This window comes from Calothrix anomala FACHB-343 (genome assembly GCF_014696435.1).
GTDB lineage: Bacteria > Cyanobacteriota > Cyanobacteriia > Cyanobacteriales > Nostocaceae > Aulosira > Aulosira anomala_A.
On record NZ_JACJQG010000042.1, the window covers coordinates 1 to 24,637 of the forward strand.

The 24,637-nt window shown below is 42.2% G+C and carries 20 protein-coding genes; 7 read left to right on the top strand and 13 right to left on the bottom strand.

From position 1 onward, the window contains the following. Positions 1-105 precede the first annotated feature (105 nt). From H6G08_RS22275 to H6G08_RS22290, 4 genes are all read right to left on the bottom strand, one after another. Entirely contained in the window at positions 106-741 is a 636-nt protein-coding gene (locus tag H6G08_RS22275; protein WP_190546860.1) for a hypothetical protein, read from the bottom strand. A gap of 232 nt (positions 742-973) precedes the next feature. Beyond that, a complete protein-coding gene (locus H6G08_RS22280; RefSeq protein WP_190546862.1) occupies positions 974-1,255 on the bottom strand; it encodes a hypothetical protein in 282 nt (93 codons plus the stop codon). 71 nt (positions 1,256-1,326) lie between these two features. After that, entirely contained in the window at positions 1,327-2,373 is a 1,047-nt protein-coding gene (locus H6G08_RS22285) for an ABC transporter permease (RefSeq protein ID WP_190546863.1), read from the bottom strand. Positions 2,374-2,497: 124 nt separating this feature from the next. Further along, positions 2,498-3,016, bottom strand: coding sequence for an adenine phosphoribosyltransferase (locus H6G08_RS22290; protein WP_096644139.1), 519 nt, complete (start codon positions 3,014-3,016; stop codon positions 2,498-2,500). 472 nt (positions 3,017-3,488) lie between these two features. On the opposite strand from H6G08_RS22290, the gene H6G08_RS22295 reads away from it, so the two are divergent. Next, positions 3,489-4,115, top strand: coding sequence for a DUF3038 domain-containing protein (locus tag H6G08_RS22295; protein WP_190546865.1), 627 nt, complete (start codon positions 3,489-3,491; stop codon positions 4,113-4,115). Then, the gene (locus tag H6G08_RS22300) at positions 4,112-5,638 is read left to right on the top strand and encodes a DUF4335 domain-containing protein (RefSeq protein ID WP_190546867.1); all 1,527 of its coding nucleotides are present in this window, start codon (positions 4,112-4,114) and stop codon (positions 5,636-5,638) included. The genes H6G08_RS22295 and H6G08_RS22300 overlap by 4 nt, the downstream gene beginning before the upstream one ends. 84 nt (positions 5,639-5,722) lie before the next feature. On the opposite strand, the gene H6G08_RS22305 is transcribed toward H6G08_RS22300, so the two are convergent. Beyond that, complete coding sequence (locus H6G08_RS22305; protein WP_190546869.1) at positions 5,723-7,993, bottom strand: transglycosylase domain-containing protein; 2,271 nt, start codon at positions 7,991-7,993, stop codon at positions 5,723-5,725. Positions 7,994-8,427: 434 nt separating this feature from the next. Here H6G08_RS22305 and H6G08_RS22310 point away from each other — a divergent pair, with 434 nt between their 5' ends. Beyond that, positions 8,428-9,057, top strand: a complete 630-nt coding sequence (locus H6G08_RS22310) for a hypothetical protein (protein WP_190546871.1) — start codon at positions 8,428-8,430, stop codon at positions 9,055-9,057. A gap of 335 nt (positions 9,058-9,392) precedes the next feature. Here H6G08_RS22310 and lspA read toward each other — a convergent pair whose 3' ends face one another. Both lspA and H6G08_RS22320 read right to left on the bottom strand, forming a co-directional pair. Next, positions 9,393-9,863 carry a signal peptidase II gene (gene lspA / locus H6G08_RS22315; RefSeq protein ID WP_190546873.1) on the bottom strand — a complete coding sequence of 157 codons (471 nt, stop codon included), beginning with the start codon at positions 9,861-9,863 and terminating at the stop codon, positions 9,393-9,395. Positions 9,864-9,980: 117 nt separating this feature from the next. Continuing rightward, positions 9,981-10,562: a biotin transporter BioY gene (locus tag H6G08_RS22320; protein WP_199322697.1), complete on the bottom strand. Its 582-nt coding sequence runs from the start codon at positions 10,560-10,562 to the stop codon at positions 9,981-9,983. Positions 10,563-11,684: 1,122 nt separating this feature from the next. Between H6G08_RS22320 and pstS the strand changes: the two genes are divergently transcribed. The 4 genes from pstS (at position 11,685) to pstB (ending at position 15,778) form a co-directional block, all read left to right on the top strand. Continuing rightward, positions 11,685-12,863, top strand: a complete 1,179-nt coding sequence (gene pstS / locus H6G08_RS22325) for a phosphate ABC transporter substrate-binding protein PstS (RefSeq protein ID WP_190546875.1) — start codon at positions 11,685-11,687, stop codon at positions 12,861-12,863. Between the two features lie 199 nt (positions 12,864-13,062). Then, positions 13,063-14,013: a phosphate ABC transporter permease subunit PstC gene (gene pstC, locus H6G08_RS22330; RefSeq protein WP_190546877.1), complete on the top strand. Its 951-nt coding sequence runs from the start codon at positions 13,063-13,065 to the stop codon at positions 14,011-14,013. A 19-nt stretch (positions 14,014-14,032) separates the two neighbouring features. Next, positions 14,033-14,917: a phosphate ABC transporter permease PstA gene (pstA, locus tag H6G08_RS22335; protein ID WP_096644147.1), complete on the top strand. Its 885-nt coding sequence runs from the start codon at positions 14,033-14,035 to the stop codon at positions 14,915-14,917. A 54-nt stretch (positions 14,918-14,971) separates the two neighbouring features. Further along, the gene (gene pstB, locus H6G08_RS22340; RefSeq protein WP_190546879.1) at positions 14,972-15,778 is read left to right on the top strand and encodes a phosphate ABC transporter ATP-binding protein PstB; all 807 of its coding nucleotides are present in this window, start codon (positions 14,972-14,974) and stop codon (positions 15,776-15,778) included. A 336-nt stretch (positions 15,779-16,114) separates the two neighbouring features. Here pstB and H6G08_RS22345 read toward each other — a convergent pair whose 3' ends face one another. From H6G08_RS22345 to grpE, 6 genes are all read right to left on the bottom strand, one after another. After that, a complete protein-coding gene (locus H6G08_RS22345) occupies positions 16,115-17,704 on the bottom strand; it encodes a glycoside hydrolase family 57 protein (protein WP_190546881.1) in 1,590 nt (529 codons plus the stop codon). A gap of 333 nt (positions 17,705-18,037) precedes the next feature. Next, entirely contained in the window at positions 18,038-19,159 is a 1,122-nt protein-coding gene (gene rsgA / locus H6G08_RS22350; RefSeq protein ID WP_190546883.1) for a small ribosomal subunit biogenesis GTPase RsgA, read from the bottom strand. After that, complete coding sequence (locus H6G08_RS22355) at positions 19,156-19,413, bottom strand: sulfurtransferase TusA family protein (protein ID WP_096644151.1); 258 nt, start codon at positions 19,411-19,413, stop codon at positions 19,156-19,158. Before H6G08_RS22355 ends, rsgA begins: the two co-directional genes overlap by 4 nt. After that, entirely contained in the window at positions 19,413-20,540 is a 1,128-nt protein-coding gene (dnaJ, locus tag H6G08_RS22360) for a molecular chaperone DnaJ (protein WP_096644152.1), read from the bottom strand. The genes H6G08_RS22355 and dnaJ overlap by 1 nt, the downstream gene beginning before the upstream one ends. 756 nt (positions 20,541-21,296) lie before the next feature. Beyond that, on the bottom strand, positions 21,297-23,255 hold the full coding sequence (gene dnaK / locus H6G08_RS22365) for a molecular chaperone DnaK (protein WP_190546885.1): 1,959 nt from the start codon (positions 23,253-23,255) through the stop codon (positions 21,297-21,299). 285 nt (positions 23,256-23,540) lie between these two features. Continuing rightward, complete coding sequence (gene grpE / locus H6G08_RS22370; RefSeq protein ID WP_190546887.1) at positions 23,541-24,278, bottom strand: nucleotide exchange factor GrpE; 738 nt, start codon at positions 24,276-24,278, stop codon at positions 23,541-23,543. Positions 24,279-24,637 lie beyond the last annotated feature (359 nt).

Sequence of the window (24,637 nt, forward strand, 5' to 3'; positions counted from 1 at the left end):
TGGGATATGCTTTACTCATGTTGCTCTCTCGGTGCTGTCTACTATCTATTCACAGCGTATACCGAGAGAGCTTTTTTACAATCTGTCCGACTTTTCAAACATCCTCTAAGTAAAATCTCGCCTAATACGATTTATCGCTTGGTTTAAACCTTCGCTGTGAATCCAACCGACAAAGCCACCATAAATCATTCTGTCATGGCGATCGCTAATAAAAACATGGTCAACGCCAAATTGATTTTTCCAAGTTCTCACCACGCTACCATCCCTCAGCCGCATGATTGGGTTGGAACTCTTAAAATCTCGGTGGTGGGCGCGAGTCATACCAGGGACATTTTCGAGAATTGCGATCGCATCTTTGGCATCATCAGTTGTATTCTCAGTAACTACCGTGGCACAACCACAGCCATCACTAACAGTTACCTTCAGCCTCTCCTTCATATCGCCGTTAAACAGCGATAAAGAATCAATCTCTTCTAAAAGTTTTCCATGCGGTTCAGTTTGGCGACGTTGACAATAAACTGCGGTGAGAAAATCTTCCAGGCTGACTTTCGCCAAAGCTTCAGTAATCAAACCTGTCAATCCCAACACCGCAATTCCCCCCAGCATTCCCGCCGGGCCGCCTAAAAAAGCTAAAGCGGCGGTAATCGCCGCCGCACCTGTAAAACCTGTAGCAGCCATTGCGATCGCCAAAATCACACCCGGTAAACCCAACGCTGCAACTTTTGTCACAACTTCATCCATAGCCTGTCACCTCAAGACAAGATGGTTTCTGAAGTCCTTTCTAACACTTCTGGTATATACACTGCCTATAAGCAACTAGCTAATGTGTAATTCTTATCATCATGACACACAGGCGATCGCGCTTACAGCAGTTTTCACCTATTTAAACCACATCTGTCGTAGGGGCACGGCACCAGTAAAATTATTGTATGTACCCAAAGATTGTCGGTGCCGTGCCCCTACAGCGTGGTCTTTAACCATGCTGTAAAAAATCAATCTTAGGTAACAAAGGATCGGTAACAACACCAACACCAATAAAACCCCAGCGTTTCAGCAAACTACCCACCTGCGTCCGTGGAATAGATTCTACAGCAAGGCGATTTGCCACATCTGCCGCATGAGTATTGAGATAACTCAAAGCATCAAAATTTTCCGAAAACAATAACAAATAGCCCGACGCTACCCCATCAGGACGCGCCGTCAGGTAACGACCATCAGATTTTGAACGTATCAGATAATATACTTCCGACAACATAACCGAGACAAGGAGGATAATTGTACAGACGCGATTCATCGCGTCTCTGACAAATGACAAATGACCATTGACTAATTCAAATTCTCCAACTTAATGCGCGGATCGGCAGCTTTCAGCATTAAGTCAGCGATGAGGTTACCCACAATCAACAGTACCGCACCCATCACCAAGCTGGCCATTAATAAATACAAATCCTGTGCTTGTACAGCTTGTAAAGTTAACCTTCCTAAACCAGGCCAGTTAAAGAACTGTTCCGCAATAAATGCACCGTTTAACAACCCAGCCAACTCAAAACCCAGCAAGGTAATTAAGGGGTTAATAGCGTTACGCAAAGCATGAACGTAAATTACCCGATTTTCTGGCAAACCTTTCGCCCGCGCCGTTTGGATATAATCTTGACGCAGAACATCCAATAATTCACCGCGAGTAATCCGTTGCAAACCCGCAAAACTAGTAATTGAAAGTGCGATCGTTGGTAGAATCATATGCCAACCCAGATCCAGGAGTTTACCAAACCAGGATAATTCTGAGTGATTAATGCTAGTCATGCTACCCACTGGAAACAAAGGTGAGGTAAGCTGCGCCACAATCAACAGAAATAGCGCCGTAATAAAGCTGGGGAAACCTTGTCCGGTGTAACTGATGACTTGTAATACCCGGTCAACCAGCTTATTTTGCTTCACCGCCGCGATAATACCTAAAGGAATAGCGATCGCCCATGTGACAATTAAAGATGCGATCGCTAACAACAAAGTCGCTGGTATCCGTTCCTGCAACAGCGACACCACAGAACGTTGATAAACAAAACTCGTGCCAAAATCTCCCTTACTGAAGATTCGCCACAACCACAGCCAAAACTGCTCCGGCCAAGATTTATCCAAACCAAACTGACGCTTCAGTTCCTCAATTCTCTCCGGAGAAATCTTCGGGTTTTGCCGCAAAGTATCTACATAATCCCCTGGAGCCAGCTGGATAATGAAAAATGACAACGCTGACGCCAAAAATAACGTCAACAATGCCTGTAAAATCCTTTTGATTACATAAATAAAAGTCTCACTTGTCACCAGCCTAATTAGCCAGTTCAGACTCGTCTCCAGGGAAATTTTTGTAGATGTCATTGCAGTTTAGTCAATGGTCAAGGGTCAATGGTCAAAGGTCAAAAGTCAAGGGTCAAAAGTTAAAGGTCAATAATCAATGGACTGTTGACTATGGACTATGGACTGTGGACTTTTTGACTCTTGACTAATACTCAATCAGAGAGATAATTGGCACATCCGGCAGATGTTTCCGTCCTTGTAAATCCCGTAGCTCGATAATAAACCCAAAGCCCACTAAATCGCAGCCAATCTTCTGCACCAACTTCGCCGTCGCACCCGCAGTTCCCCCTGTAGCGATCAAATCGTCCACAATCAAAACTCGGCTACCTGGGTGTAACGCATCTTGATGCACTTCCAAAGAGTCTGTACCATACTCTAATTCATACTCAATCGAGTGTACTGCTCCCGGTAACTTACCTTTTTTACGAGCCGGAATAAACCCAGAACCTAACTTATAAGCCAAAGGAGAGCCAAAAATAAAGCCCCGCGATTCCATCCCCACAATGTAATCTGGGATTAATTCCTTTTCAATACACTGTTGGGCGAAAAAGTCAATCGTGTAGCGCAGTCCTTCAGGATCGCGTAGCAGCGTAGTGATATCTCGAAATAAAATTCCAGGTTTAGGAAAATCTGGTATATCACGAATTAGCGACTTCAAATCCATAAAATATTGATATTAGGGATTGAGTGTTGGGAATTGGTAACTGGGAATTGGGCATGGGGCATGGGGCATGGGGCATTGGGCATTAGGCATAAGAAAAAACTTATTTCTAGACCCTAAACCCTAGACTCTAGTTCCTAGCCCCTAGTCCCTAGCCCCTAGCTCCCAATTCCAGATACCTGACAAATCGTACACTATAATGTCTTACGCTGGGGATCGAAGCTCTAGTTTCCTTATCCATTGACGATAACTTGAATCTAATTCAAGCTAAGGATGGAATTGCACTACCTATTGAGGCTGATACACTTATGTGTTAAAAACTTAGATTTCAGTATACGGAAACCTTTGATTAGAAGAAGTAATGTATATATCAGGCAGTACTATTACTGCTGTTACAAGCCCAATTTTTTTATTAGGCTATTTATTTTAAATTTGTTTTACCTAGTCTGTTGGAACCGCACAAGGTATCTATAGAATGAATGTCTCCGCAAGTTTAACGCCTTTCAACAGTCCGCCTCCCCCCTCATTGCCTATGATTTTGGATACATTACCCGATCCGGCGACTGAGGGACAAGGATGTCCCCGGAGAACACGGGTGCAAATAGATCTGATTTTACTAGCAATTGAAGCTTTAGAACTCGGTGGTTCTGAAGCCATCCTTGCTTTTGCCGATGAATTAGACCTCAAAGGAATTATTAAAGATAGAGTTAATTTATGGCGGATGCGCAGCTCTAATCCACTGCGCCGAGCGCACATGCGCCGCCCTTTAAGTATCATGGAAGCCAAAGCTTTAGTGGTAATTGCTTGTTACATAGCGCGGCGTTTAACAGTTGTCATCCGCCAGTTGCTGATGATTTACCAACAAATGAATGAAAAGCAACTCCCACTAGAACAAAATTTGCGCCTTTCTAATTATTTGGAGCGATTTAGAACGCATTTTAGAAGTAGGATGAGTTCCCGGCGATCGGGAGTGCTAGCGTTAAATTCTGATGAAAAATTAGATGAGCTAGCTATAGATTTATTGGGACAACTACTATTCTGTACTGGCACAGCTGGAATGCAGAGGTTCTGGATCAGTCTTTTTGATGGGGAAGTAGAATGAATATTCAACGTAAATATAGTCTACCTAATTGTACATTGCTATTAGAAGGCTTAAGCGATGCTACTAGGGCTGCACAATTTCAAGAACTGCGTCCAGAATTATCAATATTGGTAAATGCAGAATGCTATTTATCTAGCTATAAGCAGCCCTTAAGGGGAGGAAGAGAATTTTTTGAAAGTTTGGTGAGAGCTGTTAGTGGTTATGCTCAAGAATTTTTGAGTAATGTTCCCAATCCCCAAGCACATAATCGCGATTCCGAGTTAGTAGAAATCCAGAAAATAGACATCAATAGACACAGATTGATTGTCCATTCTGAGGGCGAAGCCGAAGGTTTTGATACTAACCCTAACCGGAGTAAAGAACCTATTGAAGTAGATTTGAATACGGTTCAGTTATTTGACTTAGTAGAAGCAGTCGATCAGTTTTTTGCTGACACCCAAACTTTACCAGAATTATCACTGGAATTACAACCAGTTGCTAGACGCGGTAGTATTGCCAACCAAGCTCTTTTAAAGCAAGTAGTACCTGCTAGTGTTGGCGTTTCTAGTTTGGCAGTTGCAGCATTAGCTTTAACCTTGGTACCATCGCCGCAACTACGTACACCAGAGACAAAATCACAAGAGCCTACTAGCTCTACAACCCCTAGCCCTATAGCTAGCGCTACTCCTGTGGCTGTTGAGTCTACGCCTACAGCTACCCCTAGCGCTACTCCTGTGGCTGTTGAGTCTACGCCTACACCCAGCCCAACTGTGACACCTACTGATACTGCTACACCAACGGCTTCAGTAACTCCCACAGCTAGTCCCGCACCTACAACAGCAACCACAGTTCAAGATTTAGAAGCATTATTAACCACCGTTCCCGAAATTACAGATGCATCGAAGCTGCGGGCATTAAATCGCCAAGTGTATAACCAAATAAACCCCGCTTGGACTAATCGCTCAGGCTTACAAGAGGATTTAGTTTATCGTGTAGGTACGGCAGCAGATGGCGCAATTATTGGCTATAAACCAGTCAATAAAAAAGCTAATGATGATATCCAAAAAACTCCTTTACCTAACTTACTGTACAATCCTGCTCAAGGTACCCCTATTGGCAAAGAACCAATTGCCCAATTTAAAGTTGTCTTGACAAGAACAGGTGAATTGCAAGTAAGTCCTTGGCGGGGATATACCAAGACACCAGAAGTTGTAGGTGTAAAAATTACTGAACCAAATGCAGTCAAGAGTTTAAGCCAGAACCTTTATAATACAGTTCGCCAACGTTGGGGTGGCAAACCCAGCTTTGACCGAGATTTGAAATATCGGGTAGCGGTAAATAAAGATGGTGCGATCGCAGATTATGAACCGCTTAACCAAGTTGCCTATGATTATGCTAGAGAAACTCCCCTTCCTGTCTTGCTACAAGCAGCTTACGGCTCTAATTTGGTCGCCCCCAACACCAAAGAACCCCTAGCCCATTTCCAACTCATATTTCAGCCTAGCGGTAAACTAGAAATCTCTCCCTGGAATGGATATCAATGATGAAACAGGAAATAGAGGTATTACCGACAAGAGAACAACTCTTTACCAATGACAAATGACAAATGACCATTGACCATTGACCAATTACTTAACAATTCGCCTCATATAATTACCCCATAACTGAGCCGCTTGGGCGCTACTACCAGATGTGGGGGAGTTGTTATCATTACCTAGCCAAATCCCAGTAACCAAGCGCCGACTGGGAATAAAGCCAATGTACCACAAGTCAACGTTTTTATCTGTTGTACCTGTTTTCCCAGCTTCCCCTAATCCCAGAGAAGCACCCCGACCAGTACCCCTGGTCACTACCCCCCGCATCATTGTAGTCATCCGATCGGCTACATCATTAGATAGCACTCGTTTATTAGCATCGGGATCTTGGTCAAAGGAGTAAATTACACGACAGGTTTTAAGATCCTTAGGCTCGCGACAATCACCACTATCTAAAATCCGGCTAATTGCATGGGGAGGATTCCATACCCCCCGATTAGCAATAGCCCCAAAAGAACCAGTCATTTCCAAAACATTGACAACACTTTGACCCAGTACCAAGCCAGGAACAGGATCGAGTGCTGATTTGACACCTAAACGTTGAGCCATTGCTACCACTTTGTCCAACCCAACTTCTCGTGCTATTCGTAAAGCGATCGGGTTTTCTGACAACTCAAACCCTGTGGTCATATCTAAACTCGTATCTCCACCCACGCGACAAGGTTTATATGTAAAGCCTTGCCAAGTTAAAGGCGAACAAGAATAACTTTTAAATGGGGAAATTCCTTGCACTAAAGCAGCAGTGTAAGGGAAAATTTTAAAAGTAGAGCCTGGTTGCCTTTTGGCTTGCACCGCCCGATTAAATTGGCTTTTTCTGTAATCTGTTCCCCCAACCATAGCCAAAATACTGCCATTGCTGGAATCTAAGGTAACGATCGCTCCTTGGGAAAACCCAAAACTTGACCCAGCAGTATTTACGGAATTACGTAACGCGGCTTCCGCTTGCGCTTGAATAGCTATATCTAGCTGAGTTTCAATAATATAATTGCCTTCTTTCGCTGCTCCCTCCCCCAAGATTTCTTCTAGTTCTTGGAAGACATAATTATAAAAATAAGGACTGATTGTTTTTGCTTGCTGTTCGCAAACTTTTGGGCTGACTTGTACAGTCGAACGTCTAGCGCGGTTTGCTTCCTCTGGTTTAATTTGACCCATTTCTACCATCCGCTTAATTACGCGGTTACGGTATTCAGCCGCTTCTAGTTTATTCGGGCCTTCTCCACAGAAATCAAAGGCGTTGGGGCCTGGTAAAATGCCTACCAAAGTTGCAGCTTCCGCCAAAGTTAATTCTTTAGCCGACTTTTCAAAGTAATATTTAGCCGCATCTTCAAAGCCAGAGGTATCTCCACCTAAAAATACTCTATTTAAATAAGTCAGCAAAATTTCGTCTTTGCTGTAAAAAGTTTCCAGCTTCAAAGCCACAACAGCTTCCCGCAATTTCCGCCCCAGAGAATCTTGTCTACCTACATAATCCCGAAACAAACTGCGAGCAACTTGTTGCGTAACTGTACTGGCTCCTTGCTGCACATCACCGCTTCGACTATTAATTAGCAAAGCACGCATAATTCCCAAAGGATCGACGCCAAAGTGCCAAAAATAACGGCTATCTTCCGAAGCCACCACAGCTTTTGCTAAATAAGGGCCAAAATCATCCAATCGCTTTAAATCTATGTGAGAAGTAGTTCTCGGCTCCCGTAGTGGTGTAGAACCATCACGGGCGTAAACAACCACAGGCGCACGGGTAGCTGTAGGTAACGGTCTGACGGAAAATTTCAGCCATTCCACGCCAATCACCAAAGCGAATAAGGCTCCCACCCCACCAACGCCATAAGTCGCCCAAGTTGCGGCTTTCACATACCAAGCTGGTGGATCGACATATTGGAGACGCACGGAAGCAGCTAATTCTGGTGGCCCCAAGGTGAGAATATCGCCATGACGTAATTCTAAAGAGGTGACCCTGCGCTTACCTCGGTAAATACCATTAGTAGAGTTTTCATCTTTAATGATGAAAACAGGGGTACGTTGGCTAGAATCCCGCGATAATGACAGGTGAATTTGGCTAACTACCGGGTTACGCACCACAATATCGCTAGATTTGGAACTGCGTCCTAACACATAGCGATCGCCTAACAACGGATATACCTCCGCCTTATCTGCTCCCGCATCCTGCACCCACAGTTCCGGTACTTTGGCATTGGGCTTAAGTGCTAGTTTGGAAAAATCCACCCTAGCTTGAATTGTATGTACTGCTTGCGTCAGTTGACCAAGTATGGTTTGGGGCTTTTGAGGAGGTTGCGGGGAACTCATTGGCTATTTACATTACGCCTATTAACTAACAATCAGAAGATTTACAATTTTAATGGTAGTCTTACACCATTTTACTCATAAGCCTAAGGAGAAATTGGTTGTACTGATTTTTTTTGAATATATTTTACATCTAAAATATAGTTATTCAGCATATCTACCAAATTTGTCTTGAGCTATTATTTACCTAAACAATTCATTGTATTTTTCGCCTAAAATGCCTATTATATATACTATTAGCAATAATCAAAACCTAAGATAGCAGATTTGCTTTTGTAATTGTCTAAACTCAAAATCAAAAAGTTCCCGGTGTAAATTTTACCGCTTTAATAAATCCACATACATCGCAGCAAAAATATACATCCCCATTTAGACAGATTTTATAAATAATTTTGTTTGGTTTAATGGGCGGAGTGTTCCGTTGAGGTTAATTCAGAATGAAGGGAAAAACTCTGAGCCTGATTGGTACAGCCCTAACATTAGCTCTAAGCGCCAATGTTGCTGGTGCCGAATCAAGTAAATCCTCCATAGCTCAATCTAATAGCTCATCCACTAATTCACCAACGGAAATCCAGATGTCACCAGAAGGAATGAAAATTCTGTGTGAACATTTTCCGCTAAATTCACGCTGTCAAGGTGGCACAGCAGTTGATACTAGCTCTCCTAATAGCGGTAGTACAACCAGCCCCACACCTGAAAGTACAACACCAAACAGCAATACTGCACCAGGGTCTAGTCCTTCCGATACAACTTCTCCCAGCAACCCTACCACACCAGGATCTACTAGCCCTACTGACAGCACTCCAGCACCAGGTAGTAGCACACCTGGAACTACAGTACCAGGTAGCACTAATATTCCTGAACCAGGTACTTCTACCCCTGGTAGTCTAACTCCAGTACCAGGCAGCACAACCCCACCTGATTCTAGCAATCCAGGAAGTGTAGCACCAGGCAGCACAACTACACCCGATCCTAGCAACCCAGGTACTACTAGCGAACCAGGTGCAACTTCTCCAACTCAAGTTCCAGCTACTAGTTCGCCATCAACTCCATCTACCGGACAATAACAGGTAAAACAGAATTTTGAGATTAATTTGCCCTTATCAATAGTCAGTTCATCTGATATATCGCACTAGTTGATAAAGTTGCATAATATGCAATACCAAGTGGCGAAAGTAAATATCTCAAATTCTCGTTGCATATCCTAAAATTCAGGATGATCAAAGTATAAGCCTGAGAGTCAACACTCTCAGGCTTAATTATGTAAAAAATTACATTCAGATAAGATATTTTAACTAGTATTCAATATCCTCAATGATTCATAAATACCTATCTTCCTTGTCCTCCTTGTCTCCTTTGTCTTCCTTCTTTTGTTCGCAAATCAAATAGAATTACTATCGCCCTATCTATTAGGAGAACTTGGTGTCTTTTGCCAAGATGCAATTAACAAACAAACAATACCAATACTGATAAAAGAATCTGCCATATTAAAAACAGCAAAATTAATCAAGCGAAAATCGAGGAAATCGACAACATAACCTAAAATAAACCTATCGATACCATTACCCATTGCTCCACCTAAAATCAAACCATAGCCAAGCTGATCCCAAAAATTTAATAAGGAACCAAATAATGCTAGGCAGATTAAAACCAAACTCACTCCTAAAGATAGCCAGCGCAACCACTCAACTTTTCCACTTAAAATACTAAAAGCTGCACCAGTATTGGTTACATAAGTAAAATGAAATATATCTTGTAAAATTGGTAAGGTTTGCCCCAATTTAAAGGTTTGCACCACCCAGTATTTTGTTACTTGGTCAATAAAAAAAGCTATGAAGGCTGCAAGCCAGAACAGGTGATTTTTTAAACGCATGAAATTAGGGACTAGAAACTATGGATTAGGCAATATGGAATGGGATGTAGGAATGAGAAGCATAGGTTGTAATTTTGTTTGTTTAACCCAAACTATTCACTACTCAGCCCCCCATAACTAATAAAACATTAAATGTCGCAATATATATGCTATTACAGTCACGGCACAAACTACAGTCAATTGTCCTGGTAGCACAGACCAAGAGTATTTAATAATTGCTTGCATTAAGCTCAAATCTTCTGTGCCTTGCCATTGGAAAATATAACTAATAATTAAATAAGTAATACCGCAGATGTGCACAGATAACAATCCACACAAACAACTAAATCCCAGAGTTTCCAATCTAGGTCTAGCTTTAAATGCTAAAAATCCACAAATCCAAGCACCGGGGATAAAACCCAGTAAGTAACCAAAATGAGCTAGCTTGACATAACCGATACCACCACCTTCAGAAAAAACTGGTAAAAATGTTAAGCCCATAACTAAATAAGCAATTTGTGAAAGCGCGCCAGCATTTTTACCACCTAAACAACCTACGAGAAGTACGGCTCCAATTTGATAGCTGACACCTAAAGAAAAAGTTTGAATTCCGTGCTTACTCCAACTCCAAGGTAATGTAATTCCATAGGCTTCGAGGAAAGTACTACCCATAGTCAAGAGTAAGCCAATCATAGACCATAATAATTGAACAGTTGCCATATTTATAGGGCTTTCAACCTTGTTTGTATCTGAAATACTCATCTAATACTCAAAATTAGGGTTATCAGTGTTTTTCTCTCGGATATAAAGTAAGTTTTTATACTAAATATACATTTTCAATTGCTGCATATCTTTTACTATCTCTTTTACCTCATCCAACTAACGAATTGGGTAAAAAGTCTAACTAAATTATGGGAAAAACCCAACCTCGATACAGGTTTTATTGCAGGTGCAATTTGCTATATTTGTAATCTTGGTCAAAAACAAGCACAAAGATTACAAATTCTGAAACTCAACCAAACTCAGATTTCAGAAATAAACCTGGTTTTTCGTAGGCGGTTACAATCAAGTTTTTTGTGAAATTTTCTACCAATTTACTCGGTTAATAGTCATCCTCTGTAAATAAGCTTCACAGTTGGAGTGATTTATATCAAGCAATATATATTCTCATCGTAGAGAATAATATTATGAAGCATCGCACCATTCCCCAGCAAGGTAGTCAAGGCAACGCAGATTACTTCAAAATTATTTTTTACCCAACCTACATTTTTGAAGGCTTTCGGCGCTAACTGTGAGGTATTGGCGTATAAGCACTAAAGCTTGCAGGGAAAGTCAATCTTGTGTATTAATCACATTTATGTATGGATAATTAGTAATTGCTGAACAGTGAAGCGCTTCAGATTGAATTAAGCTAGAGCTGATTACAGCTAAATCGAGCAAGAGTTTTTGAGATTTTTATATATTCTGTAATGCTAGTGAAATCAAGCTAGCACCTCAATGGCTTATGCCTAGCTATCATGCTGAACTGTAATTTTTTTCATAGATAGTACCTTGTTCTTTCGGAATTGAACTATGCTGCGATCGCATTTTTTTGACATAGCACCAAACACCACAGAACTAGAGATTGTTTTCTAAATCTAGAATACATAAATTACTTAAGTATTATTTTGTTGCTTTAAGCACTATGTATAAATTTTAGCTTAAGTTACAAAACTACCAAATATAAAATTTACCAAAAAAAGACAAATTTTTGGAGTTTGTTAACCTCTTTTTTACCCTCAAGGTGACATTTTAGAGGTATCGTAGAATCGCTAACTTGGAAGTTGACGAAAACTGACACCAATGCTTTCATACTTAAGTGTGCAAAAAAATACTCTAGTAGTTAAAACACTATCAGTATTAGCACTGACAATTGGCTTAACTGCTTGTGGCGGACAACAAGCTCCAGATAATACAGCGACTAAAGAGACACCTAGTACTGCTACAGATGCTACTGCTTCTAACCCTAGTAAAAAATTAGATCTGGGTGGCAACATTTCCTTAACAGGTGCTGGTGCATCTTTTCCCGCACCTCTGTATGCAAGTTGGTTTACAGATTTGAATAAAAAATATCCCAACTTGCAAGTTAACTATCAATCGGTTGGTAGCGGCGCTGGTGTTGAGCAATTTATCAAAGGCACTGTAGATTTCGGTGCTAGCGATGTGGCAATGAAAGATGAAGAAATTCAAAAGGTAGATAAAGGTGTAATTTTACTACCTGTGACCGCAGGTAGCATTGTTCTTGCCTACAATTTACCTGATGTTCCTAAACTCAATCTGCCACGAGCCGTTTACACTGACATTCTCTTAGGAAAAATTACATCCTGGGATGATCCCCAAATTGCTAAGGCTAACCCTGATGCCAAACTGCCTAAACAGCCAATTGCAGTTGTTTATCGTTCTGATGGTAGCGGTACTACAGGTGTGTTTACAAAACATCTGAGCGCTATCAGCCCAGAGTGGAAAACAAAAGTTGGTGATGGTAAGAGTGTAAAATGGCCAGTAGGTGTTGGCGCTAAGGGTAATGAAGGCGTTACAGCCCAAATTCAACAAACTCAAGGTGCAATTGGCTACATTGAGTATGGCTACGCCAAACAAAATCAACTCAATGTTGCAGCTTTAGAAAATAAAGGCGGTAAATTTATTACACCTACCGATCAGTCCGCATCTAAAACTCTGGAATCCGTAACCCTACCAGCAGATCTTCGCGCTTTCATTACAGATCCAGAAGGTGCAGATTCCTATCCTGTAGTTACATATACCTGGATTTTGGCTTACAAAAAGTATGATGATGCGGCAAAAGGTAAGGCAATGGAAGCCTTAATCGAGTACGCTTTAACTGATGGTCAAAAACTTGCTACCGAACTAGGGTATGTACCTTTACCTCAAAATGTGATTACAAAGGTAGCTGCTGCTGCCGATCAAATCACTCCCGATTATAAGATTGCTGTTGGCGGTGCTACTAGCGCTAGCAGTAAATAGGCTTTTTGACAACAAAAGTCAAAAGTCAAAGGATGGGGAGCTATAAGTCAATTCAGTGTTAACTAATTGCTAGATTTGTCGCTTTGTTGCTCCCATCTGAAAATATTGATTTCAGGTTCAATAGTTTACCTGGCGACAATTCTATTCAGTCTGGTTCTCTTCCACATTTTTTTGAGCTAACTTTTTCCAGTCAGTATACATGGCTACAAACACACACAATCTGCCATCAGTCATCAAAAATCGCTCAGAAGTAGAAAAATCCCTAGATCGGAGCTTTATTTGGCTGACGCGGATTTTTGCGATATCCATTGCGGCTACCTTATTGTGGATTACAATACAGGTAGCTATAGGTGCTTGGCCGGCTATCCAAACTTTTGGTGTCAGCTTTTTAGCTCAGAGTAGTTGGAATCCGGTTAATGATGAATATGGAGTTCTACCGCAAGTTTACGGAACTTTAGTCAGTTCTTTCATTGGTCTACTGTTAGCTGTACCTATTGGTGTTGGTACTGCTGTTTTATTGAGCGAAGATTTTTTGCCATCAAAAGTCAGATTGGTATTGGTATTTTTGGTAGAATTGCTCGCAGCTATTCCTAGCGTGGTCTATGGTATCTGGGGCATTTTCGTTTTAGTACCGATTGTCACGGGCTTAGGAAAGTGGCTCCATAGTTCCTTGGGTTTTTTACCAATCTTTAGTACCGTACCTACAGGGCCAGGAATGCTACCGGCTGGAGTGATCCTAGCAATTATGACTTTACCTATTATCACAGCCATATCACGAGATGCTTTGATTTCGATTCCTCCGACTTTGCGTCAAGCATCTGTGGGATTAGGTGCGACTCGTTGGGAAACAATTTTTCAAGTTTTAATTCCAGCAGCGTTTTCTGGCATAGTTAGTGCTGTGATGCTAGCACTAGGGCGAGCTATGGGAGAAACTATGGCTGTAACAATGTTAATTGGTAACTCTAACAATATTAGTCTTTCATTTTTAGCACCAGCCAATACAATTTCTTCTCTACTAGCAAATCAATTTTCCGAAGCTAGCGGTTTGCAAGTAGCAGCTTTAATGTATGCAGCTTTAGTGTTGTTTGTGTTAACGCTCATAGTCAATATATTTGCAGAATTGATTGTGATGCGCATGAAGCGAATTTAGGGTAGTTGTGGGTTGAATTATGACTTCTAGTAGTTATCCGGAAAGCAGCCTGATACGCGCCCCTATGTCTCAGAGGACGCTGTTTAATACAGTGATGACTGTTTTAGCATTTACTTGTGGCATATTGGCTCTACTACCATTGCTGGCAGTTTTGTCTTATGTGATAATCCAAGGTTTTAGCAGTCTTAGTCCTAGTATATTTACTGAACTACCACCGGCACCATTGCGCAAAGGCGGCGGCTTTGGTAATGCGATTTTAGGCACGCTAATGATGGTAGGAATTGGTGCATTCATTAGCATTCCCTTTGGAGTTTTAGCAGCAATTTATTTGACAGAATTTAGTTCTGGTAAAATAGCAAGAGTAGTACGATTTGCAACTAATATCCTAAGTGGAGTGCCCTCTATTATTGCTGGGGTGTTTGCCTATGGGATTGTAGTTTTAACTCTAGTAAAACTAAACTTAGGTTCTTACTCAGCGATAGGTGGTGGTTTTGCACTATCTATCTTAATGCTGCCAATTATTGTCCGCACTACTGATGAGGCTTTGCAGTTAGTACCACAAGATTTGCGACAAGCATCTTTGGGTTTAGGCGCAACTAAATTCCAAACGGTAACGCAAGTAGTGTTACCCGCAGCTTTACCAGCAATTGTTACTGGAACAACTTTAGCGATCGCTCGCGCAGCTGGAGAAACGGCTCCTTTATTGTTTACCGCTTTATTCTCTCAGTTTTGGCCGAATGGGCTATTTAAACCCACAGCTTCTCTGGCTGTATTGGTTTATAACTTCGCCATTACTCCGTTTAAAAACTTACAGTCACTAGCTTGGGCAGCTTCTCTGATTTTGGTGTTAATGGTGCTGATAACCAGTATCATCGCCCGTTGGGCAACTCGCCAGAAAGCTTAGTGCAGCATCGTTTTCTGGGCATATTATTACCCCCAAACTTACACTAGACTATTTATGGCTTCTAACATTAGCACAGTGAATGGTACCGAAACTGTATTACGTACAGAAAACCTAAATATTTACTATGGCAATTTCCTAGCTGTGCGGGATATTTGGCTAGATATACCGAAAAATAGAGTTACAGCCTTTATTGGCCCTTCTGGTTGTGGTAAAAGTACCTTACTAAGATGCTATAACCGTCTCAATGACCTGATTGAATCTTTTCGGGCAGAGGGTAAGGTTTATTATTACGATAAGAACCTATACGCCCCTGATATCGATCCAGTAGAGGTGCGTCGCCGAATCGGAATGGTATTTCAAAAGCCAAATCCATTTCCCAAATCAATTTATGACAATATCACTTTTGGAGCCAAAATTAATGGTTACAAAGGTAATATGGATGAATTGGTTGAGAAAAGTTTGCGTCAAGCAGCTTTATGGGATGAAGTAAAAGACAAACTGCGCCAAAGTGGTTTATCTTTATCTGGCGGACAACAACAGCGTTTATGTATTGCTAGAGCGATCGCAGTTCAACCAGAAATTATCTTAATGGATGAACCATGCTCTGCGCTCGATCCAATTTCGACTCTGCGGATTGAAGAATTGATTCATGAGTTAAAAGAGCAATATACCATTGTCATCGTTACCCACAATATGCAACAAGCGGCGCGGGTTTCCGATATGACAGCTTTCTTTAACGTCCAACGCTCAGAAAAAGGTGGTCGTAGTGGTTACTTGGTAGAATATGATGCTACCGAATCAATCTTTAACAATCCTAAGCAGGAAGATACCAGAGATTATGTAAGCGGCAGATTTGGTTAAATATACATACTACAACCATCTGCGATCGCCATTTCCATGAAAACCTAAAAACCTGATGTGCGCCTGTGAATGTTAACAGCCGCACATTGTTTTTGATATGTGGAAAAGCAAAAACCAACAATCAAATTTCGCCAAGAAAATTAGGGTAGGTATTACCCACCCTAAAATGTTTACCTCTATGGAGTTGGTTGTAAACTTACAGCAGTTTTCACCTATTTGAACCACATCTATCGTAGGGAACACCGACAATCTTTTGGTACATACAATAATTTTACTGATGCCGTGCCCCTACAGCGTGGTCTATTTATAGGAAGATGCTGTAATGACAAAAACTGATTACAAAGGACGATAAACACGGTAGTTGATATTGGGGAAGATATTATCCATCAACTCAATTTTTTCTAACCAACCGCTATCAACTTTGCCAATTTTCACATCTTCGTAGAGTTTATTAAACCGCATTAAGTGCGATCGCGTTCTTCTTACAGCATAGGGTACCATTGTCCCTGTCCGCATGATAAATGCCCAGTCGGAAGATTGTGCTAATAGTAACTCCCTTGCAGCTTGGTTTAAAGCCTTCCATTGCAATTCATCTTCTGGTTCTATATGGGAGATTTCAATCATCCGTTCCGCAGCTTTGTGCAAATGGGGGTAAATCCATGCATTGGTGTCGTTTAACCAATATTCATGGAATCCTTTGTAACCCCAACTCGATTGGGAAGGACGACATACTTGCTGAGTTGGCTGTTCGCGTAAATAATCTGCTAAATGAGTCATGGCATAGGTTTTTTGGTCATACCATGATTTACGGAACAGATAATCAATAAACCAGGGGCCTTCATACCACCAATGTCCAAATAACTCAGCATCGTAGGGTGAAACGATAATCGGCGGACGCTGCATTATTCCATGTAAATGTTCAGCTTGCCGTTCCCGATTATACATGAAGTTAGCAGCATGTTCTGCTGCTTTTTCCTTTGCCCAGTAAGGGTCATACAGTGCTTTATCGGAAAGTCCTAAGCCTCGCCCAGTAATTTTATGATACTTAATACCAGTATTTTTACGCTGCCCGTTAGGCATGATGTAGGGCTTGATGTACTCATATTCTGCTTCCCAGCCCAAATCCTTGTAAAATTCACGATATTCTGCTGCACCAGGATAGCCTACTTCAGAAGACCATACCTGTTGCGAAGATTCATGATCGCGTCCAAAAGCAGCTACACCAGTTTCGCTAAAAATGGGGGCATAGGTACCAAAGCGGGGACGAGGACGGGCGTAAAGGATACCATGACCATCAGTTAGGAAGTAACGCAAGCCTGCATCAGCCAGCATTCTTTCTAAACCTTCATAGTAAGCACATTCAGGCAACCAAATGCCTCTAGGTGCTTGACCAAAAGTTTCTTCGTAATGTTCGCAAGCTACCTGAATTTGTGCCCAAACAGCTTCGGGATACATTTTCATCAGTGGTAGGTAGCCGTGAGTAGCACCACAAGTAATAATTTCTAAGTTATTAGTATCTTGGAACTGCTTAAATGCTGTTACTAAATCACCCTTGTAATGTTCCCATACCTGACGCGCTTCGTTAAACTCCGTAGCATAATGTTCTGCTAAATACTTAAGATGCCCATTATGGACATTACGTTCAGCCTCTAGTTCAATTAGTTCTTCTAGCTTGGCTAAATGTGCATCATAGCGTTCTTGTAACAGAGGATCGCGGAGCATTGATACCAAAGGTGGTGTCATGCTCATCGTGATTTTAAAGTCGATGCCGTCTCGCTTTAGTCCTTCAAATACTTTCAATAAGGGAATATAAGTTTCTGTAATGGCTTCATATAGCCATTCTTCCTCCAACACATAATCACTTTCTGGGTGACGAACGAAGGGTAGATGTGCATGGAGAACAAGCGCGACGTAGCCTATAGCCATAATTATTCTGGGGTGGTACGTGTAAATTGAAGGTCGAGAGGTGTTTGGCAGAAATTAACAATATTTTAAGACTTTATTGGGATTGTGACATTAGTTAATGTTTTTTTCCTCAATAAATATTCTTCCACAGCAGAAATGATCTGCTGTAGGGCGATCGCTAAGATAAACTTTGCACAAAAGTTTTTGGACTTTTTAGCGAGTAAATACAACTCTGAAGCCAAAAAATAAATTCCTGACTACACAGACTACCAAAATCAGAACATTTGGTGTAAAAAAGTATAGGTAATAAGATAATTGAGGATCTCTGCTAGCGTTACCAGCTTTATTATCCGCCTATTCTTCACTATCTTGATACAAATCTTGCAAAGCTTGGAGTTGGGTTTTCCGAGCTACACGACGATATTTTTTACTTTCTAACTTTGGTTCGTACTGAGCCTGACCTTTACCTTTAGTTTTTAACTTTAAGGTAGATTCAGGATCTGCTTGCTGATGGCGTTGAGTTTGATAGGCGATCGCATCTGCCAAAAATTCGAGATAATGCTCATAGCGTTCCCAGTCTCCCCGCACCACACAATCAGGCTCATCTCGGTGCAGACAATCGCTAAAGCGACAGCTACCCGTTGCTAACCGCTCTCTGGCTTCAGGGAAATAATAAACTAATTCTTCGGGAGTACAATCGAGGTCTGGTTGGTTAAAACCTGGAGTATCTGCGAGTAAACCTTTGCTAGGTAATTCAAATAATTCTACATGGCGGGTAGTGTGACGACCCCGCGCTAATTTACCCGAAACCTCACCGACGCGCAAATTTACATCGGGAACTAGGGAATTAATGAGACTAGATTTGCCAACTCCAGACGGGCCAGCAATTACAGTGATTCTCTGATTTAAGTAATGAGATATTTGGTCAATATTTATACTGTTTTGCACGCTAATAAATAGCGGTTGATAACCCCAAGCTAGCAAGCGATCGCTAATTTGCTGTTGCATTTGTGGCGAGATTAAATCGCTTTTATTCAGGCATAGAACCACATCTAAGCCTGTAGATTCCGCTTTCACCAAAAAGCGACTTAATTGGTAAGCTTCCAGAGGTGGATCGGCAACAGCGAAGACGAGGAGAATTTGGTTGACATTGGCAATTGGCGGACGATCTAACTGAGTTTGCCGGGGTAGGACATCAGCGATCGCACCGCGTCCCCCAGCCCAATCTGGTTCTTCAATGACGACGCGATCGCCCACCATTACCTGCTGACCAATTTTTTTCAAGCGCGTTCTGCGGGTGCAGAGGAGCATAGGGGGAGTGGAAGACGCAGAAATTGTTGGTGATAAATTCTCTGCGTCATTATTTTCCTGGGGTTCCTTGTCTGTGACATCCAACTGGACTTGATAAAAATTAGCTTGTACAGCTAGCACTGTACCTAATAACTGTCCAGTGGTGAAATTAACTGTTCCTGTCATTGGGCGATCGCAGGACGGCGTACTAACAAGGAAAAATAACCAGTGCAATCTGCAATTTGTTCTACCTGATAGCCTGCCATAGACAAGCTATCAGGAACCTGCTCAATTGGTTCGCCAGGATCTAGCCACACTTCTAGCAAACTTCCCGGTGGCATTTTTTCCAGACGTAACTTTGTCCGCACAAAATTAATCGGGCAAGGAGTACCGCGCAAATCCAATTGAGCATCAGGAGATGATAGAGAAGATACAGTCATTACTTAAACAGATTACCCAAGAATCCTTCTAGACCGCCCTTACCAGTGCGCTCTCCCTTAATTTTAGCTAGCTTCTCTAACAATTCTCTCTCCTCTGGGGTGACCTTGTTAGGAATATCAATCAGCACTGTCAGCAAATGGTCGCCACGGCTCACAGGATTACCTAAGCGCGGTACACCACGATTTTCTAATTTCATCACTGTATTGGGTTGAGTACCTGCGGGAATGATTAATTCCACCGGGCCATCAACTGTCTCTACTTCCAAACGACAGCCTAAAATTGCTTGCAGGTAACTAATTTTGATTTCTGAGAGAATGTTAATGCCGTCACGCTGAAATTCGGCATCTTCATTCACGAATAAGTAGACGTACAAGTCTCCGGGAGGGCCGCCTCTTTGACCTGCATCTCCTTCTTGAGAAATGCGCAGACGAGTACCGTTATCTACACCAGCCGGAATCGTAATTTTCAGCTTCTTGGTGATTTGATTTGTGCCTTTACCCTCACAGGCATCACATTTATCTTCAATCACCATTCCTGTCCCATTACAGGTAGGACAAGTAGAAACTTGGGTAAAACTACCAAAAGGCGTTCTGGTAACGCGGCGGACTTGACCCGAACCGCTACAAGTTGAACAAGTGCGTGGGCGAGTACCTGGTTTCGCACCTGAACCGCTACAAACATCACAGGTTTCTAGATGGGAAATGCGAATTTCCTTTTCACCACCAAATACCGCTTCTCGAAAATCTAACTTCAGGTCTAATCGCAGGTCGTCACCCCGCACCGGGCCGCTACGTCTTCTTTGAGTCGGGCCGCCCATTCCCCCAGCAAAGCCACTGAAAATGCTCTCAAAAATATCGGCAAAGCCGCCCATATCACCCATATCTTGAAAGCCAGACGCCGCCGCACCAGAGACACCAGCCTCTCCAAAACGGTTGTAACGCTCTCTCATTTCTGGCTCAGAAAGCACTTCATAAGCGCGGTTAATTTCCTTGAACCGCTCCTCTGCTCCCGGTTCTTTGTTCACATCTGGGTGATACTTCCGGGCTAATCGGCGGTAAGCTTGTTTGATTTCTTCTTTGTCGGCGTCACGAGAGACACCCAGAATTTCATAATAGTCGCGGGCCATATAGCAAAGGTAAAAGTTAGAAGGAAGAAAGCACAAGAGCCACTGCGTCCTTAGAGATTTTCCAGCTTGTATAAGCTTGGTAGGATGTGGCGTGGCAGAAAGTAGAGGGCAAAAGGTAGTAGTTAAATTTTGTTAATAATTGATTTTACCTTTTCCCCTTTACAAAAATCACCAGCAAGTATTAAGCAACAGGTGCTTTGCTCGTGAGAGACGATAAAAGCTACGGAAAGGACGAGCAAAGCAGAACCCTGCTCTGACTTCTCACTACCTGATGCTGTCTCTTTTACAATTGTGCTACGTAGGTAAGGAAAAACCCGCCCATCCACCAGAGGGGCTAGCCGCACTATTAGGTGTGGAAAACCCCCCTTTAGTGTTTTGGTATCTGTGCTGGGATGTATCTAGCCCACGGCAATTTGTTTCTACAATCTAGCAAAATTAGAGATGAGGAACTATGGATCGGGATCTAGGGACAAGGAAAGACTTGATCTCTAATTCCTCATACCAATCCCTAGAACCTTATCTCCCAAGCCCTAATACTAAATTACGCCTGATGCGAATTAGAAACACCTTTGATCCCATCAATTTTTCTAGATGTGCCCAAAATAATGATTTTGGGGCTACCAACCAAATTACAAGGGTTTTAAATCTTAATTCACATTAAACGTAAATTCTTAATTCTTAATTTTTTAATTACCTGTCGCCAATTCTCTGTCGCCAATTCTCTGTCGTCAATTTCCTGTCGCCAATTTCTAATCTCTAATCTATGGCTTCATAATCAGCCTGTGCAGTATTTTCTTCATCAAAATCAAAGTTAAATTGTGGTATCAGTGTTCCACTAATTGGTTGTTCTGGTTCTGAAACCACTTCTTGTTGGGCAACTTTTGGTTCTTCCCCAGTTTGGGTGTTAGCACGGTTGTAGACGTTAGCACCGATAGCAAAAAGAGTTTTTTGGAAGTCGTCCAAGTTCTGCTGGAATTCCTGTAGAGAAATTTGAGAGTTAGTCATGGCTGCTTGCAGTTGTTTGACTTTCTCATTAGCCAAATTTTTCATTTCTTCGGGAATGAACTCGCCATTATCCTTTAAAGTCGATTCGTAGCTAAAGAATAGATTTTCAGCCTGATTTTTCAGTTCAACTAGTTCTTTACGCCTTCTATCATCTTCAGCAAACACTTCAGCAGCTTGGCGCATCCTTTCAACTTCTTGACTAGTTAAACCACCAGTATTAGTAATTCTGATACTTTGCTCTCTACCTGTGCCTTTGTCTTGGGCAGAAACTTTGAGGATACCATTGACATCGATATCAAAAGCAACTTCAATTTGGGGCACACCACGGGGTGCTGGCGGGATTCCTGCTAGCAAGAACTTACCCAGACTTTTGTTATCTCTTGCCATTGCTCGTTCACCTTGCAGGACATGAATTTCTACTGAAGTTTGTCCATCAACGGCTGTAGAAAAAATTTGCCCTTTACTGGTAGGAATTGTGGTGTTACGTTCGATGATTTTGGTAAATACCTCACCCAAGGTTTCAATACCCAAAGATAGAGGAATGACATCCAACAATAAAAGATTATCAACTTCTCCACCCATCACCCCAGCTTGGATCGCCGCACCAAGAGCTACTGCTTCATCGGGGTTAACGGAGCGATCGGGAGTTTTCCCATTAAAAAACTTGATCAAGGCGTTTTGGACTGCTGGAATGCGAGTAGAACCACCAACCAAAATAATCCGATCGATGTCTTGTGCTTTGCACTCGGCATCTTTCATCGCTTGAGTCATCGGTTCGATGGTGGCTACGACTAAATGTCCTGTAAGTTCTTCAAATTTTGAGCGGGTAAGTTCTAGTTCTAGATGTTTTGGGCCTGTTTCATCGGCGGTGATAAAAGGCAAGTTAATCGAGGTACTCAGCATACTCGAAAGTTCAATTTTTGCCTTTTCTGCAGCTTCGCGCAGGCGCTGCAATGCCATTTTATCTTGTGACAGGTCTATCTTCTCTTGTTCTAGGAAACCTTCAATGATCCAGCGCAATACACAGTCATCAAAGTCATCGCCGCCTAGCTGATTATTACCATTAGTCGCCTTAACTTCAAAAACCCCATCTCCCAGTTGCAGGATGGATACGTCAAAAGTGCCACCTCCCAAGTCAAAGACAAGAATTAGCTGCTCTTGGTCTTGTTTATCTAAACCAAAAGCTAAAGCTGCGGCTGTAGGTTCATTAATGATTCTTAAAACTTCTAGCCCAGCAATTGTCCCAGCATCTTTAGTTGCTTGTCTTTGAGCGTCGGTGAAATAGGCTGGTACGGTAATTACTGCCCGATCTACAGTTTCACCCAAGAAATTCTCTGCATCCTGCTTCAGCTTTTGCAGAATCATGGAAGATATTTCTTGGGGTGTATAGTTACGTCCGCGAATTTGTACATCTACGGTATCATCTCGACCTTTAACACAGGTATAAGGCGATCGCTCGCGTTCTGCTGCGGTTTCTTCCCAACGACGACCGATAAATCTTTTGATACTAAAGACTGTGTTTTCCGCATTAGTCACGGCTTGCCGCTTGGCTAGCTGACCGACCAAGCGATCGCCCCCCTTGCCAAATCCTACAATACTTGGAGTTGTGCGCCCACCTTCGGAATTAGCAATTACAACTGCTTTCCCGCCTTCCAAAACAGCGACGCAACTATTAGTAGTGCCTAAATCGATTCCTATAACTTTTCCCATACAATTCAGTATTATTACGGATTTTTGTAGCTACAAATCTCTGCGGACTATGCGGACTATCTTATTTGATTTTTTTGTGACAGACAAATACTGACGGAAATATTGATAAGAGATCGGGTCTGAGGCATAAAGCTTGGGGAATTTGTTTCCCTGTCGGATAATTTCCTCGTCTCCCTTTCTCCTATCCGATCCATCAGTTAGTATCTTTATTTGCACTTCAGCTCAGTTTTGCTCGCCCTGACAAAAACCAAGGCACTTTTGGTCAGTGAGGCGAGCAACTACAGTTTATGAGTTAGCGGGACTCGACTGATCGTCTGGTGCTGGTGCATCTTCTTTAGGCGCAGCTACTTTCACCATTGCATGGCGCAGTATGCGATCGCCCAAGTAATAACCACGTACTAACTCTTCTAACACTGTTCCTTCTGGATGTTCATCCGTAGGTTCGCGCATTACAGCTTCATGGAGATTAGGGTCGAATTCTTGACCTTCAGGGCGCATGGGGGAGACACCAAGACGTTTTAAGCAATCGACTAATTGTTTGTAAACGCCTTGGTAGCTTTTATGAATAGTCATTTCACCATCGGTTTGTGGTTTGAGGTGCGATCGCGCCCGCTCAAAGTTATCGACTACTGGTAATAGTTCCGTAATCGTGTTGCGCTTCACCTGCACTTCTAAATCTTCTTTTTCTTTTTGATTACGTTTACGGTAATTCTCAAAATCTGCCGCAATTCGCATATATTGATTGCCGCGTTCTTCTAATTGCGCTTTGAGTGACTCGATTTGTTGAGTCAATTCTCCTAAAGCTGCTGTATTCGGTTCAACTTTCTCAGTCGCTGCGGCAGAATTTTCTGATGTAAATGCAGTTCCCGATAGATTATCTTGCGCTACTGGCTCAGTTACTTCGCTGCCAGAGTCGTTGGCGTTGATTTCGACTGGGGAGTCACTCTTCATTGCTTGCTTTACCTCTGTGGGTTCACCCAATTGTTGGCTTGTATTGTTTACCTGTTTATTTTCGTCTATCATTGTCCACTCATCCCAGATACTATTTACGGCATTACACCACATCTAGCAACCGTTGGGATTTACGGCTGATGAATGCGGCGAGTTTTTTGCCAAATTTTCTAGGAAGTGATGTCACTGTCCTATTATTGTGACAAATAGCCAAGGTCTTAGCGTAGACCTTCCAAGGGCGGTAACCCGAACGGATTTAGTAGCTTTAGCAGTACATCCAGAGAATGAGTGGTAATTAATATTTTTTGTCCTTAATTTTGAGATACAAGTATTGTTTTTAACATAAAAATACTGAAAAGAAAATTTTTAGCTTGCGCAAAAGCTATAGTGCTGCTGTTGCGGATCGAGTATAGATGGCTTCTGCTGGATTG

Coding starts and splice junctions, on each gene's coding strand:
- H6G08_RS22275 (WP_190546860.1), bottom strand. CDS start 741: ATGGATGAAGTTGTGACAAAAGTTGCAGCGTTGGGTTTACCGGGTGTG.
- H6G08_RS22280 (WP_190546862.1), bottom strand. CDS start 1,255: ATGTTGTCGGAAGTATATTATCTGATACGTTCAAAATCTGATGGTCGT.
- H6G08_RS22285 (WP_190546863.1), bottom strand. CDS start 2,373: ATGACATCTACAAAAATTTCCCTGGAGACGAGTCTGAACTGGCTAATT.
- H6G08_RS22290 (WP_096644139.1), bottom strand. CDS start 3,016: ATGGATTTGAAGTCGCTAATTCGTGATATACCAGATTTTCCTAAACCT.
- H6G08_RS22295 (WP_190546865.1), top strand. CDS start 3,489: ATGAATGTCTCCGCAAGTTTAACGCCTTTCAACAGTCCGCCTCCCCCC.
- H6G08_RS22300 (WP_190546867.1), top strand. CDS start 4,112: ATGAATATTCAACGTAAATATAGTCTACCTAATTGTACATTGCTATTA.
- H6G08_RS22305 (WP_190546869.1), bottom strand. CDS start 7,993: ATGAGTTCCCCGCAACCTCCTCAAAAGCCCCAAACCATACTTGGTCAA.
- H6G08_RS22310 (WP_190546871.1), top strand. CDS start 8,428: ATGAAGGGAAAAACTCTGAGCCTGATTGGTACAGCCCTAACATTAGCT.
- lspA (WP_190546873.1), bottom strand. CDS start 9,863: ATGCGTTTAAAAAATCACCTGTTCTGGCTTGCAGCCTTCATAGCTTTT.
- H6G08_RS22320 (WP_199322697.1), bottom strand. CDS start 10,562: ATGGCAACTGTTCAATTATTATGGTCTATGATTGGCTTACTCTTGACT.
- pstS (WP_190546875.1), top strand. CDS start 11,685: ATGCTTTCATACTTAAGTGTGCAAAAAAATACTCTAGTAGTTAAAACA.
- pstC (WP_190546877.1), top strand. CDS start 13,063: ATGGCTACAAACACACACAATCTGCCATCAGTCATCAAAAATCGCTCA.
- pstA (WP_096644147.1), top strand. CDS start 14,033: ATGACTTCTAGTAGTTATCCGGAAAGCAGCCTGATACGCGCCCCTATG.
- pstB (WP_190546879.1), top strand. CDS start 14,972: ATGGCTTCTAACATTAGCACAGTGAATGGTACCGAAACTGTATTACGT.
- H6G08_RS22345 (WP_190546881.1), bottom strand. CDS start 17,704: ATGGCTATAGGCTACGTCGCGCTTGTTCTCCATGCACATCTACCCTTC.
- rsgA (WP_190546883.1), bottom strand. CDS start 19,159: ATGACAGGAACAGTTAATTTCACCACTGGACAGTTATTAGGTACAGTG.
- H6G08_RS22355 (WP_096644151.1), bottom strand. CDS start 19,413: ATGACTGTATCTTCTCTATCATCTCCTGATGCTCAATTGGATTTGCGC.
- dnaJ (WP_096644152.1), bottom strand. CDS start 20,540: ATGGCCCGCGACTATTATGAAATTCTGGGTGTCTCTCGTGACGCCGAC.
- dnaK (WP_190546885.1), bottom strand. CDS start 23,255: ATGGGAAAAGTTATAGGAATCGATTTAGGCACTACTAATAGTTGCGTC.
- grpE (WP_190546887.1), bottom strand. CDS start 24,278: ATGATAGACGAAAATAAACAGGTAAACAATACAAGCCAACAATTGGGT.